At 71.2% G+C, this 13,991-nt stretch carries 11 protein-coding genes; 6 read left to right on the plus strand and 5 right to left on the minus strand.

The annotated features are described in order from the left end of the window. Positions 1-56: 56 nt before the first annotated feature. From ACX27O_RS14395 to ACX27O_RS14410, 4 genes are read right to left on the minus strand one after another with little or no spacing between them, the layout of a single operon-like run. Positions 57-605 (minus strand): hypothetical protein, encoded by a 549-nt coding sequence (locus tag ACX27O_RS14395; RefSeq protein WP_458939550.1) that lies wholly within the window; start codon positions 603-605, stop codon positions 57-59. Between the two features lie 25 nt (positions 606-630). Continuing rightward, positions 631-1,083: a GNAT family N-acetyltransferase gene (locus ACX27O_RS14400; protein ID WP_030336204.1), complete on the minus strand. Its 453-nt coding sequence runs from the start codon at positions 1,081-1,083 to the stop codon at positions 631-633. A 21-nt stretch (positions 1,084-1,104) separates the two neighbouring features. Beyond that, positions 1,105-2,676, minus strand: coding sequence for an alpha/beta hydrolase (locus ACX27O_RS14405; protein WP_458939666.1), 1,572 nt, complete (start codon positions 2,674-2,676; stop codon positions 1,105-1,107). A 58-nt stretch (positions 2,677-2,734) separates the two neighbouring features. Further along, complete coding sequence (locus tag ACX27O_RS14410; protein WP_030336202.1) at positions 2,735-3,850, minus strand: ATP-dependent DNA ligase; 1,116 nt, start codon at positions 3,848-3,850, stop codon at positions 2,735-2,737. A gap of 135 nt (positions 3,851-3,985) precedes the next feature. Here ACX27O_RS14410 and ACX27O_RS14415 point away from each other — a divergent pair, with 135 nt between their 5' ends. Together ACX27O_RS14415 and ACX27O_RS14420 are read left to right on the plus strand one after the other, a co-directional pair. Next, positions 3,986-4,198 carry a hypothetical protein gene (locus ACX27O_RS14415; RefSeq protein ID WP_030336201.1) on the plus strand — a complete coding sequence of 71 codons (213 nt, stop codon included), beginning with the start codon at positions 3,986-3,988 and terminating at the stop codon, positions 4,196-4,198. A gap of 112 nt (positions 4,199-4,310) precedes the next feature. Then, on the plus strand, positions 4,311-4,733 hold the full coding sequence (locus ACX27O_RS14420; protein ID WP_030336200.1) for an SRPBCC family protein: 423 nt from the start codon (positions 4,311-4,313) through the stop codon (positions 4,731-4,733). 94 nt (positions 4,734-4,827) lie between these two features. Here ACX27O_RS14420 and ACX27O_RS14425 read toward each other — a convergent pair whose 3' ends face one another. After that, positions 4,828-5,748 carry a DNA-3-methyladenine glycosylase family protein gene (locus ACX27O_RS14425; RefSeq protein ID WP_458939551.1) on the minus strand — a complete coding sequence of 307 codons (921 nt, stop codon included), beginning with the start codon at positions 5,746-5,748 and terminating at the stop codon, positions 4,828-4,830. Positions 5,749-6,251: 503 nt separating this feature from the next. Here ACX27O_RS14425 and ACX27O_RS14430 point away from each other — a divergent pair. Genes ACX27O_RS14430 through ACX27O_RS14445 form a run of 4 tightly spaced genes read left to right on the plus strand, consistent with a single transcriptional unit; the run spans position 6,252 to position 13,975 of the window. Then, the gene (locus ACX27O_RS14430; protein ID WP_156057864.1) at positions 6,252-8,111 is read left to right on the plus strand and encodes a stealth family protein; all 1,860 of its coding nucleotides are present in this window, start codon (positions 6,252-6,254) and stop codon (positions 8,109-8,111) included. Continuing rightward, on the plus strand, positions 8,101-10,089 hold the full coding sequence (locus tag ACX27O_RS14435; protein ID WP_458939552.1) for a PIG-L family deacetylase: 1,989 nt from the start codon (positions 8,101-8,103) through the stop codon (positions 10,087-10,089). Before ACX27O_RS14430 ends, ACX27O_RS14435 begins: the two co-directional genes overlap by 11 nt. Continuing rightward, positions 10,086-11,735: a stealth family protein gene (locus tag ACX27O_RS14440; RefSeq protein WP_210858789.1), complete on the plus strand. Its 1,650-nt coding sequence runs from the start codon at positions 10,086-10,088 to the stop codon at positions 11,733-11,735. The genes ACX27O_RS14435 and ACX27O_RS14440 overlap by 4 nt, the downstream gene beginning before the upstream one ends. Beyond that, positions 11,732-13,975, plus strand: coding sequence for a glycosyltransferase family 4 protein (locus ACX27O_RS14445; protein ID WP_458939553.1), 2,244 nt, complete (start codon positions 11,732-11,734; stop codon positions 13,973-13,975). Before ACX27O_RS14440 ends, ACX27O_RS14445 begins: the two co-directional genes overlap by 4 nt. Positions 13,976-13,991: the final 16 nt, after the last annotated feature.

Consider the following 13,991-nt stretch of genomic DNA (forward strand, 5'->3'; position numbering starts at 1 on the left):
AAGGGCCCGAGGGAGAAGTGCTGGCCCCCGTCCGGCATCAACGGCGCCCGGCCCGGTCAGGGCTGGTTGTCCTCGGGCTGGTTGCCCCCAGGCTGGTTGCCCCCAGGCTGGATGCCCTCGGGCTGGTTGCCTCCGGGCTGGTCGGCGGGTTGGTGGCGCTCGGGAAGCGCGCCGGCGAGCGGGATCAGGAGGCAGCCCACCAGGGCCAGCACGATGCCGGGGCCCGGCGCGGTCGAGAGCAGCTCGTGGCCGACGAAGGGATCCTCGGCCTCGAAGTACCAGTACACGCCGGTGAGGCTGCCGCAGGCGAGCGCGTTGGCGATGAGCAGTCCGCGGCTGGCCTGCCGCCACACCCGACGAGCGGGACCCCCCGTGGTGGTCAGCGAGAGCACCGCGCAGCCGGCGGCGATCACCGCGAAGGGCAACGCCCAACCGACCAGCCGTGCGCCCGGGACGACCTCGGTCCGGTCGGGGTACACGCTGCGCCACCCGGGCAGCCAGAACGCCGCCACCAGCAGCACCACCCCGACCGCCAGGAGCAGCAGACCTCGCCGACGCCGTGGTGGGCGCTGCTGCGGGCTCCCGGGGCTCCTCGGCTGGCTCATGGCGGCGAACGTAGCCCGTGTGCGGTCAGAGGGCGAGCTTCATGCCCTCGTGGCTGGCCACGAAGCCGAGGCCCAGGTAGAAGCGGTGTGCGTCGGCGCGGGTCTTGTCGGTGGTGAGCTGCACCAGCGCGCAGCCGCGCTGCCGGGCCTGGTCGATCGCCCAGGTCATCAGGTCCCGGCCCAACCCCTGGCCACGTCGGTCGGAGCGGACCCGGACCGACTCGATCAGTGACCGCTCGCTGCCGTGCCGACCCAGACCCGGGATGTAGGTGATCTGCAGGCAGCCGACCAGGTCGCCGCCCTGCTCGGCCACGATCAGCTGGTTGCGCGGGTCGGCGTCGATGGCCGCGAACGCCCGCTCGTACGCCTCGTCGACCTCGGTGAAGTCGCGGGCCTTGCCCAGCACGTCGTCGGCGAGCAGGGCGATGACGGCGGGCAGGTCAGCCCGGACCGCTTCCCGGTAGATCAGATCGGTCATGCCGGGAGCCTGTCACACCGCTCAGCGGGGCGGGCAGCGCAGGCCCTCCCGGGGGACCGTCAGGTCGAGCAGGTAGGCGTCGACCGCATCGGTGATGCAGGACGTCTGCGGGTACGCGGTGTGCCCCTCGCCCTCCCAGGTCAGCACCCGGCCGACGCCCAGCATCGACGCGAGCCGGGGGGTCTGCTCGTACGGTGTCGCCGGGTCGCCGGTGGTGCCGACCACCACGATCGGCGGCGCGCCGTTCGCCTTGCCGGTCGGGTAGGGGTCACGCCCGCCCGGCCACTCGACGCAGCTCAACATGCCGACCGCCAACGCCGGCCCGAACAGCGGATACTTCGCGCGCCACTGCGACTGCAACTGTCGGATCTGCTCCCGGCTCGGCTTCTCAGTCTCGTCGGCGCAGTTGATGGCCAGGTTGGCGTCGAACAGGTTCGAGTAGTGCCCGTCGTCCTCCCGGCCGGCGTACGCGTCGGCGAGCCGGAACACGTCCTTCGGGTCGCCCTCGGCCAGCTTGTCGATCGCCTGTGCCAGCTCCTGCCAACCCGACTCGGTGTAGAGCGAGGAGATGACGGCGTAGAACACCCAGCCGGCGGTGGCCTCCCGCCCGTCCGCGCCGCGTACCGGGGAGACCTTGGCCTTGTCGATGGCCGAGGTGACGGCCGCGCGGGCGTCCGGAGCGATCGGGCAGCGGCCCGCGTTCGCCGCGCACCAGGTGGTGAAGTTGGTGAAGGCCCGTTCGAAGCCGCGGGCCTGGCTTTCCGAGCCCTCGACCAACCGTTGCTGCGGGTCGACCGCGCCGTCGAGCACCAGCGCCCGCACCCGCTGCGGGTACAGCTGGGCGTACGTGGCGCCGAGCAGGGTGCCGTACGAGTAGCCCAGGTAGGTGAGCTTGTCGTCGCCCACGGCGGCGCGTACCGCGTCCATGTCCCGGGCGGCCTGCTCGGTGCCGTACAGCGGCAACTGGTCGCCGTACCGGTCGCCGCAGCCGCGCCCGATGCGCTGGCTCAGGCCGACGAAGCCGTCGAATGCCGCCTGGCTCGCCGGGTCCGGGTCGTAACCGAAGCTGGCGTCCAGGTCGGCGTCGGAGATGCACTTCACCGGGCTGGACCGGGACACCCCGCGCGGATCGAAGCCGACGATGTCGAAGCGCTCGGTGATCGACGTGGGCAGCCCGCCGAACTGGGGGCCGAAGGACAGGTAGACGGCGGTGTCGACGCCGGACCCGCCCGGACCGCCCGGGTTGACCACCAGCGAGCCCACCCGGTCGCGCTGCTTGGTGGACCGGGCGCGCAGCAGGGCGATCTCGAAGGTCTCCCCGGCGCCCGGGCCGGTGCTCGCCCCGCCGCCGGTGCCCCAGTCACGGGGCACGGCGATGCGGGTGCACTCGTAGCGCATGTTCGGTGCGCCACGCCCGACCAGCTCGTCGGGCACCTCCGGGCACGGCCGCCAGGTGGGTGCGCTGCCGGTCGGGGCAGCCGCGCCCTCCACCTCGGTGCGCGGCGCGAACGCCGGCAGCGTGCAACCGGCGGTGAGCAGCGCGGCGACGCCGAAGGCGACGAGAGTGCGACGGACCCGGCGGCTGGTCGCCATCCGAGGCTGGTCGGCGGTGCGGGTCACGTGGTCCTCCGGGATCGGGTCGACGGCCAGGCTACGCCGGGCCGGTGGCGGCGCGGTCCACGGTGGCCGTCGGATCGCCGCGCAGCACCTGGTCGACGTCGAAGCGGATCGGCCGGTCGAGCTGGTCGTAGCGGCAGGACCGGGGGTCGCGGTCCGGGCGCCACCGGACGAACTGGGCGGTGTGCCGGAAGCGTTCGCCCTCCATCGCGTCGTAGCCCACCTCGACCACCAGCTCCGGGCGCACCGGCTCCCACTCCAGGTTCTTCGTGCCGGTCCACCGGCTCACCCCACCCGGGATGCGTTGGCCGCGCTCGTGGTCGCCGTGCACCCACGGGTGCTCGCCGCCGGTGTCCCGGTAGGGCGCCAGCTCGTCGAGCAACTCGGCGCGGCGGGCCATGCTGAACGACGCGCTCACCCCCACGTGGTGCAGGACCCCGGCGTCGTCGTACAGGCCGAGCAGCAGCGAACCGACCACCGGGCCGGACTTGTGCCAGCGGAAGCCGGCCACCACCGCGTCAGCGGTGCGGGCGTGCTTGACCTTGAACATCAAGCGCTTGCCCGGCTCGTACGGCAGGTCGGCCGGCTTGACGATCAGACCGTCCAACCCGGCGCCCTCGAAGACGTCGAACCAGCGCCGGGCGGTGTCCGGATCGGTGGTGACCTGGGTGACGTGCACCGGCGGACGCACCCCGGCCAGCGCCTGGACCAGCCGCTCCCGGCGGCGCGGGTATGGCTGGTCGAGCAGCGCCTCGTCACCGATGGCCAGCAGGTCGAAGGCGACGAAGTCGGCCGGGGTGGTCTCGGCCAGCATCTTCACCCGGGACGCGGCGGGGTGGACACGCTGGGCCAGCAGCTCGAAATCCAGCCGGGGCTGGCCGCTCGGCCCGTCGCGCCGAATCACGATCAACTCACCGTCGACCGCGCACCGCTGCGGCAACTGCCGGCGGGCCTGCTCGACCACCTCGGGGAAGTAGCGGGTCATCGACTTGCCGCCCCGGCTGGCCAACTCGACCTCGTCGCCGTCGCGGAACACGATGCAGCGGAACCCGTCCCACTTGGGCTCGTAGGTCACCCCGGGGGTGGTGGGCAGCTTGGGAACACTCTTGGCCAGCATCGGCTCGACCGGAGGGTTGATCGGCAGGTCCACGCCGACCAGTCAATCAGACGGTGCCGACAGTCGTGAGGCAGATCACCGTGGGTGCCGGGGCGGCGTGTCCGTCTACGCGTCGCTCGTCCCGACCGGGCGAATCGAATAACCCCAGGTCAGAGCTACTTTCGCGAGGTGTCCGAGTGGGTCTGTGACTGCTGCGGGCGGTGGCGGGTGAGCGTCGAGCTGATCCGGGGCCGCTACCGCTTCCGGCTGACCCGCCGTTACCCGGAGCGGTTCGGCGGTGGCCGCAACGTGCTGGGCGAGGTCGGCTCGGTGCCGGAGCTGGAGGAGCTGCTGCGTCGGCGTACCCCACTCACCCTGGCCGACCTGCACGAGGCCGCCTGACCGCGGGCCGGCCGCCGGCCTCCACTGAGGAGGCTCGGACTGTCACAATGCTCGCGGCGGCCTCGTCCGTACCCGGGGCGGTGCCGAGCGGCGCCGCCGGGGAGGAAATGTGATGCGGTTCGAGGCCGATACCGAGATCGCCGCGGACGCCGAGCAGGTCTGGGCGGTGCTCGTCGACGTGGGGAGCTGGCCCGAGTGGACCGACTCGGTGACCCAGGTCGAGCGGGGGGAACCGGGGCCGCTCGCCGTCGGCGCGACCGCCCGACTGACGCAGCCGAAGCTGCGGCCGGCCCTCTGGCGGGTCACCGAGTTGACCGAGCGGCGGGAGTTCGTGTGGGTTTCCGGCGCGCCGGGTGTGCGGACCACGGGGGAGCACCGGCTGCTGTCGCTGCCCGACGGGCGTACCCGCGTCGAGCTGGCCATCGACCAGTCCGGTCCGCTGGCCGGCCTGATCGGCCGGCTGTACGGCGGGCTGCTCCGCCGTTACCTGCGGATGGAGGCCGACGGGCTCCGGCGTCGCTGCGAGCGGGGCTGACAGTCGGGCTCTCCCGCCGCCGCATCGGTGGGTGCAGGCTGGGCCGTACCGTGTCGGCTCTGCGCCGGCCGGTGAGCGCGTCCGCCCCAACGGGTCAGTAGCCGGCGAACGAGCGGATCGGGGCCCGAGGGCCGTACTTCGGCGCCCGGATGCCGGCGGCCTCCAGCAGCAGACACACCCGGCCCCGGTGACCTCGGAACGGCTCCAGCAGGGCCAACATCCGGGCGTCGTCGCCCCGCGGTTCGCCGGCCAGCGCCCAGGCCACCGTGTTCGGGATGTGGTAGTCGCCGACGCTGACCGCGTCCGGGTCCCCGTAGGCGATCCGGACCACCTCGGCGGCCGTCCACGGCCCGATGCCGGGGATCGCGGTGAGCCGACGGGTGGCGTCGGTGGCGTCGGTGCTGCGCTCCAGGCGGTCGGCGAGCGCCGCGGCGCGACGAAGCGTGTCGGCCCGACGCTGCTCCACCCCGAACGGGTGGAACACCCAGTACGGGGTGGCGGCCACCGCGGCGGCCTCGGGCGGTAGGAGCAGCGGCTGGAGCGGCCCGGGAGCCGGTTCCCGGAAGTGCCGCACCATCGCCGCGTACGCCCGGTAGGCCTCCTTGCCGGTGACCTTCTGTTCGAAGACCGCGCGCAGCAGCCGGGGGAAGACCTGCCCGGTGGCGGGCATCCGGAGCCCTCGGTGCTCCCGGGCCAGCCGGGCGACCAGCGGGTGCGCCGAGGCCAGCTCGGTGAAGCCGGTCAGGTCGTCACGCAGCCCCGCGATCGCGTCGGCGCGGGCGAGGACGTGCTCGGCCCCCGGCCCGTACCCCTCGGCGAGCAGCTCCCCGCCGGCCGGTCGCAGCGCGAGCGTGGCTGGACCTCCCGGGGTGCGGGTCGCCCACCAGAAGGTGCCGGCCGCCACCCGGGCGCACGGGTCGTACGGGCTGAAGGTGAGCGCGCGGACCGAAGCGGCCAGCCGGTAGCCGACCGGTGGGTGCAGCACCCTCGTCGCGGCGGGTCCGGTCTCGGTCACCCCGCTACTCTGCCAGGTCACGGCAGCGGCCGGCGATCGGCCGTACCGGTCGCACGCGGAGTTGAGCAGCTTCGCGAGGGTACGTTCGGTCGACCGACCCGGTGTCATTGAACCACCCGAATGGCCAGGATTATCTTCTCGAATACCCCCATACCGCCCTTATGCCATTTTTACCTGTAGGCCAGGTATCGATCATGTGGTTATTTGATGGCCTGCAGGTAACATGCACTGCCCCGGGCCACCTGCGGCGGCCAACGTCGTCCCTCACGGGAGAACGCGGTCCGGCCCGGAGATCGGTGTCCGCCGCCAGCCGCCGCCAGGCGACGCGCGGTTGACGCCAGATCGCCACGCGGTGCCAACGGGGGATCTGTGGAAAGGCATGCAGTGATGGCCGCACGGGTGTGTGTCGAATCATCGCGAGTGGGACGTCGCCCCGCCAACCGTACGCAGGGCTGAACGGTGCCCGCTGACGAGGCGGCCGTAGCGAACGGACGGCCCAGCGCATGATCGCCCTGAAGATCTACCGACTCCTGCCGTCACCGGCCCGGCGGCGACTGCTGGGCATGCTGCCCGCGCACCGGCGGATGGGCCTGGTGCAGACGCTCTCCCGCCCGCGCGGCGGCGACACGGTGCATCCCCTCGGCGCCCGGGTGGCAGTGACCGACGGTGGCGTTCGCACCCGGGCCGAGGTCGTCGCCACGGCGACCCCGTTGCAGCAGTGGCACCGCAACCTCACGGCCGTCACCACCGCGCTGCACGCGGCCGGCATCGAATACCACTGCATCCGTAACGACGACCACCTGCGCAGCACCGTCGCGGTCCTGGACGACCACCGGCCGGCGGTACAACGCCTGATCCGCTCCGCCCCCGCACTGGCCGGCGCGGACGTCCGGGTGGTGCAGGTCCAGCCCCGTCGGGACCAACCGGACGCCACCCCGACCGAGGTGATCCAGGTCTGCTTCCCGGTGACCGACACCCGCGCCGGTGTGGTCCTCGGCGCGCAGTTCGCCTGCGAGATCGAGTTCTGGAGCCGGCACGGGGACATGGTCCGCGCGCCGCGGCGCAACGGGGTCGTCGACGAGGCACCCGCCCGGGCTCAGCCGGTCCGGGTGGCGGCGGCGCTGATGAGCCACTTCGTGCCCGAGGCCGACGACCACACCTACGGCACCCGCCGGGACCTGGCCGTTCGAGCGCCGGACCGGATCGGCTTCCCGATCGACGCCGTCTACACCTGGGTGGACGGCTCCGACCCGCAGTGGCTGAAGCGGAAGTCGCTGGCGCTCGGCGCCCCCGAAGGCCCGCTGCACGCGGTCGCCGCGAACTCCTCGCGCTATCACAACCGCGACGAGCTGCGGTATTCGCTGCGGTCGCTGCACAGCTTCGCGCCCTGGCTGCGGCGGATCTTCCTGATCACCGACAGTCAACTGCCGAGCTGGCTCGACCCGAGCCACCCGATGATCACGGTCATCTCGCACGCCGAACTCTTCGCCGACCTCGGCGGCCGGTCGTCGTACAACTCGCACGCCATCGAGTCGCGGCTGCACCGCATCGACGGCCTGTCCGAACACTTCCTCTACCTCAACGACGACGTGTTCCTCGGTCGCCCGCTGCTGCCCAACCACTTCTTCCACGCCAACGGGATCGCGAAGTTCTTCCCCTCGCCGGCCCAGTTCGGCCTGGGCGAGGCGAAGCCGGAGGACCCGCCGGTGAAGGCCGCCGGGAAGAACAACCGCCGGCACATCCAGCGGCAGTTCGGCGTGACCATCACGCAGAAGATGAAGCACACCCCGTTCGCGCTGCGCCGCAGCATCATGCAGCAGATCGAGGGCACGCTGCCGGACGAGGTGATGGCCACCGCCCGGCACCGGTTCCGGCACCACGGCGACCTGTCCATCCCGTCGTCGCTGCACCAGTACTGGGCGTTTTTGACCGCGCAGGCCGTCCCCGGCGACATCGAGTACGAGTACGCCGACCTGGGCCACCCCTCGACCCCCGCCCGACTGGCCGAGCTGCTGGCCCGCCGCAACCGCGACGTGTTCTGCCTCAACGACACCGACTCCGACCCTCGGACGTTCGCCGAGCAGGAGCGGATGCTGGCCGACTTCCTGCCGCGCTACCTGCCCTTCCCCGCCCCGTTCGAGCTGCCGGACGACGTGGTGGCGGAGCGGCGGAGCGTGGGCGCCGGGGAGCTGTATCGGCGCTCGTACCGCTCGGTGCAGGACGCCCGTCGGGGCGCCCCGATCGACGCTCCCACCATGCCCAACAACATGCTCAACACGGTCACCGACTTCAAGGCGGTTCCAGACCGGAGGAACCGGCCCTACCGAGGACCCGACCCCGTTGGGGAACGCCGTGACGTCTGATCGCCAGCTCAGCGGCAGCCCACGGTCCATGGCGATCGTGGCCCATCAGGACGACGACCTCTATTTCATGAACCCGCTGCTCGTCAACCAGCTGCGCCACAGCCAGCTGCACGTGACCGTCTGCCTGACCGCCGGTGAGGCGGACGGACGTAACGCTCCGGCCGGGTCCGAGGCACATGCCGCGCTGCCGGTGAACTTCGAGGGCTTCGCCGCCGCCCGATTCAACGGGCTCCGGCGCGCGTACGGGGAGATGGTTCTCGGCGATCGGGACGCCAAGTGGCGCCGGGATGCGGTCACCGTGGCTCCGGGCATCGAGGCGGATCTCTCGACACTTGTCGACGCGCCACAGATCCGGCTGGTGTCTCTCAACCTCTGGTGCACGCCGCCCCCCGGCTCGCCAAGCGAGGCTGGCCCACTGCAGCGCCTGTGGACCGGCGAAGCAACCGTCACACCCACCATGGTGCCGCTCGGTTCGCCGGTCTCCGGGAGCTTCGTCTACTCCCGGGAGAGGCTGATCGGAGCGCTGCTGCACCTCCTGCGCGAGGTCGAGCCGACGTTGCTGTGGACGATGGACCCGGACCCGGACCGTCAACTGCACGACAGGGCGAACCCGCAGCACGCCGACACCGGTGACTACTCCGACCACATTGCCCACACCGTCACCGGACTGTTCGCACACGAGGCGGCCCAACGGTGGTTCGCCGAAGGGGGTGGCAAAGCCACGTCCGTCGAGGCGTTCCGCGGCTACTACGTCCGGCGGTGGCCGTCCAACCTCAGTCCCGAGGCGCGGGCAGTCAAACAGCGGTACAAGGACATCTACGGCTGGGCGGACGGTCTGCCCGCCGACGGTCCAGTGGGCCGCGGTGACCGCAAGGTCGGGGGCGACGCGATCGGGGGTGGGAACGCGTCAGGCACCACCTTGCGCTATCCCGGCTCGCAGGCATGGTCCGCGCCGGGCCCGAACGGCAGGTTGTCAGCCTTCGCGGTACGCGGCGGCCAGGTGGTCCACTGGCAGCAGACCGACACCGGTGCGTTCTCCCCAGGACGGGAGCTCGCCGGCGCCGGGTTCCTGCCGCACGTCGTCGCGCTGGCCGCCGCGGACGGTGGCTTGCGGCTGTTCACGGTGCGGCAGAAGATCACGGCTGAGCCCGACCGACACGTTCGTGACATCTGCACGACCGTGCTGCCGGCGGCCCCGGGTGACACGGACGTCCGCTGGGAGTCGCTCGGCAACCCCGCCGGGCTCGACGATCCGTCGAAGCGTCGGCACCTCGGCATGCCGCACGCCGTCCCGCTGCCCGGCGGTGGCGTTCTGCTGCTCGTCCGCAACGCCGACAAGGGACTGAGTTGTCGGTTGCACGACGGGACGTCCTGGACGCGGTGGCAGGATCTCGGCGGCCGGGACGTCCAGGACGGCCTGACCGCGGTCGCGCTCGACGGCCACATCGTGGAGGTCTTCGCCGCGGCGCGTACCGGGACCGCACGTTGGCTGGTCTCCGTACCGGAACTCACGGCCGAGTACGCCGTGCTGGGGACGGAGGCACCGGCGGGTCCCCCCGCCGTGACGCGGCTGCCTGACGGCGAGCGGCTGCTGCTGTTCCGACGACGGGACTCGGCGTCGTTGTTGTCGTACCGCACCCGGGGGGCCGGTCGGGAGTGGGACCTGTCGACGGCGGCCGACCTCGGCGGACACGGTGGTCCCGGCCCGCTGAGCGTCCGGTACGTTTCCCGGGCGGGCGCGGTCCTGCTCGCGGTCCGCGACGACGCTTCCGGTTCCAGCGTCGCCTGGTTGGACCCGGACGGGCCGACGCCCTGCCGATGGTTTCGTGAGGCGACGCCGATCACCGGTGGGCACGCGGTGCAGGTTGACGGCAGCGGCCGCCCCGTCGTCCTGGCCGTGTCGACAGCGGGTGGCCTACGCGTCTCGCGACCGCAACGATTCGGATCGTCAGTGACATCGATGAAGGAAGTGCCGTGAACAACACGCCGGTGGCACCGCAGCGCGCGGTCGTACCATCCCGGGCCGTCAACGTGGCCGGGTCCGTGCCGGCGGGCGGCGCTGGGCATGGCCCGGGCGAGCTGCGTGAGGTCCTGGTCGACGGTGGACGTCGTACCGCGCACGTGCATGCCGACCTGACTCCGATCCTGGGGCGTCAGCTGAACGTCGACGCGGTGAGCGGCGCGCTGGAGGCGCACGGGGTGGACTACTTCCTCGTGCGCGGCATGGACGACCGGACGCCGGTCATCGGCGTGAGTGAGGTCGACCGGTTGGCCGCACTTGGCGCACTGGAGAAGCTCGGCGGGGCGGAGACCTGCTATGTGAGCCAGGTACTGCCCCGGCCGCCGATCGTCGGCGGGCTCACCGACGCGTCGGAGGCGCCGGCCTGGACCGAGCTGTACGCCGCGCAGGCGATCAAGCTGACCTGGTTCCGCGCGGACCCGAGCCTGAAGCTGATCCTGGGCCCGGCGTACGGCTGCGACATCGAGTTCTGGAAGCCCGACCGGAAGGCCGGACTGCTCCGCTCGCCCCGGCCCAACCGGATGATGCGGGCGGTGGCACTGGACGGCACGCCGGTACAGGTGGGCGAGCACCGGCTGAGCCGCCTCGCGTCCCCGGTGAAGTGGCACCCGCCCCGCCGTAGCCGCCCCGAGTTCGACCACCTGCTCCCGGACGACATCGACTTCCCGATCGACGTTGTCTACACCTGGGTCGACGGCGCGGATCCAGAGTGGCAGCAGCGCCGCGCGGGCGTCCGTGGCGAGTCGTTGCACGCTGAGGCGGCGAGTGAGTCCCGGTACATCAACCGGGACGAGCTGAAGTTCTCGTTGCGGTCTCTGCATCTGAACGCGCCGTGGGTTCGCAACATCTACATCGTGACCGACCACCAACGGCCCGCCTGGCTCGACCTGAGCGCTGGCAACATCTTCCTGGTCAACCACGAGGAGATCTTTGCGGCCCCGGACGCGCTGCCGACCTTCAACTCTTGCGCTATCGAGAGTCAGTTGCACCGCATCGACGGCCTCGCCGAGCATTTCCTGTACCTCAACGACGACATGTTCTTCGGTCGCCCGCTGGCGCCGCAGACGTTCTTTCTGGCCAACGGCAACACCAAGTTCTTCCTGTCCCAGAACCGAATTCCGCTCGGCGAGATCAGCGAGTTGGACTCCCCGGTGGACGCGATGATCAAGAACAACCGGGCACTGATCGAAAAGCGGTTCGGCCGTACCCTCACCCAGGGCAGCCAGCACGTGCCCTATCCGCTGCGGCGCAGCATCCTCGCGGAGATCGAGCGGGAGTTCCCGGTCGAGCACGAGGCCACCATGCGCAGTCGATTCCGCAGTGCCAACGACCTGACCATCACGTACTCACTGCACCACTACTACGCGTTCCTGACCGGCCGCGCGCTGCCCGGTCGCGTCAACTACGGCTACGTCCAGCTCGCGGTACCCGACCTGGAGGCACGGCTGCGCCGGGCGGAGGCACGGCGGGACTGGGACACCTTCTGCATCAACGACGCCTACTCGACCTTCGCCCAGTTGCAGCACCAGATGACCATCCTCGAACCGTTCATGGAGGCGTACTTCCCGGTCCCCAGCCCCTACGAACTGAGGACCATCGGGTGAAGTTCGCCTTCCTGATCCACAACATGTACGGCGTGGGCGGCACCAACCGAGCCGTACTCAACCTGGCGACCGCCCTGGTGGGCCAAGGTCACGACGTCGAGATCGCCTCCGTGTTCCGCCGTACCGACCAGCCGATGTTCGACATCGATGACCGGATCGCGCTGGTGGCTCTCGTCGACACCCGGCCGCGACGTCCCGACCGGGCCGATCCCCAGCTTCGGGAGCCGTCCCTGCTGGTGCCGAAGAGCGAGGAGTTCCACACCCAGTACAGCCGGCTCACCGACGAACGGATGATCGGCTATCTGCGCTCGACCTCGGCTGACGTGGTCGTGGGAACCCGGCCGGGCATCAACCTGGTGGTGGCGCGGCACGGCCCCGACCACGCGGTCCTTGTGGCGCAGGAGCACATGACACAGGACCTGATCGATGACGCGTTGAAGGAGGAGATCCGGCTCTCGTACGACCGGATCGATCTGGCCTTCACGGTGACCGAGGCTGACGCCGCCGCGTTCCGTTCCGGCAATCCGGTGCCCCACACTCGCGTCGAGGCGCTGCCGAACAGCGTTCCCCAGCCCACGGTCCCGCCCACCGACGGGTCCAACCGGATCGTGGTCACCGCCGGTCGGCTCGACCCGATCAAGCGGTACGACCGGCTCATCGCCGCCTTCGCGAGGATCGCCGGCGACCACCCGGACTGGAAGTTGCGGATCTACGGCGACGGCCCGCAACGCCCCGCGCTGACCGCACAGATCCGTGAGTTGGGCCTGTCCGACCAGGTCCAACTGATGGGCCGGCGCGAGGACATGTCCACGGAGTGGGTCAAGGGCTCCATCGCCGCAGTCTCCTCAGAACGCGAGTCGTTCGGCATGACGATCGTGGAGGCGATGCGGCTCGGCCTTCCCGTTGTCAGTACCGACTGCCCGGTAGGCCCCCGGGAGATCATCCAGCACGGCGTCGACGGCCTGCTGGTCCCGATGGACGACATCAACGCCTACGCCTCCGCGCTGCGGACGCTGATGAGCGACGACGACCTCCGGGCCAGGCTGGCCAAGCTGGCGCTGGTGAACGCGGCGCGGTTCGATCCGGACACGCTGGCCGAGTCCTTCGCCCAGCAGTGCGCCGCCGTGCTGGCTGAGCGAGGCCCGGCAACCGGGCGGCCGTCGCGGGTCACCCGGTCGGCCAAGGGACCGAGAACCGGCCGTTCGGTGTTGGCTCGTGGCGGTGAGGTGGTCCGGGAACCTGGTCTGGCGCGGCTGTTGGGCGACCCGCTGCTGCGCGGGATCGCCGGCAGCGACCTGGCTCGCCGGGCGAGCATGGGTGCTCTGGTCCGCCTCTCCCGCATCCGGCAGGCTCGGGCCACCTCCGCCCGGTTGCAGAAGGCGATCCGTCGGCGGGCTGCCGCGCCGGGCGCTGGGCCGAAGGTGAACTGCCAGGTGTTGCCGGACCACGGTCTCAGCCTGCATGTCAACGCGTCCGGGCTCGCGGCGGGTGCGCACCTGCTCCTGCGCGACCGCGACAGCGGGCAGAAGGTGCGGATGCCACTGGAACCACAGGACGACGGGATCTACCAGTCGGTGGTGCTGCCCGCCGACGCGCTGCCGGAGGGCCGCTGGAACGCGTACGTGCAGCCGGTAACGGGGGCGCGCCAGCGACTGACGCCCGACCGGATCGACACGCGGGTACTCGCCGGCGGATACCAACCGGTGGATGGTCCGAGCGGTGCAAACCCGATCCGTGCGCACCTGCCCTACCGAACGGCGGACGGCTTTCTGGCCGTACGCAGTTGGGTGCGGGAGGAGCACGCGGAGGTGCGGCGGATCGCGCTCAGCGGCGAGCGGGTGTCGATCGAGGCCGTCTGGTGCGGTTCGGGCACCCCCGACCGGGCCGTGCTGCACCGACGCGGCCACCGCGAGGGCATGGTCTCCGTGCCGGTTCTGCGGACCCGTAGCGGTCATCTGCGCATCGACGTGGCCGTCGACGAACTGGCCGCACACCGACTGGGCCGTTACGAGGACTGGGATCTCTGGCTACGGCGAGCCGACACGGATCGGGAGGTCCGCTTGGGTCTGCTCGTCGACGACGTGGTCGACAAGAAGCTCGTCTACAACTATCCGGAGATATACCTGGTGGACGACCCAGGACTGGAACTCGTCGAGGAGGACCCGGCGCCACTGCTGCGGGTCCGGCCGTACTACACCCGCGACAGCGAACTGTCGATCGTCGTCGTTGACCGTCCGTGAACCCGGACGCAGGGAA

The sequence above is a fragment of the Micromonospora sp. SD19 genome, assembly GCF_054462275.1.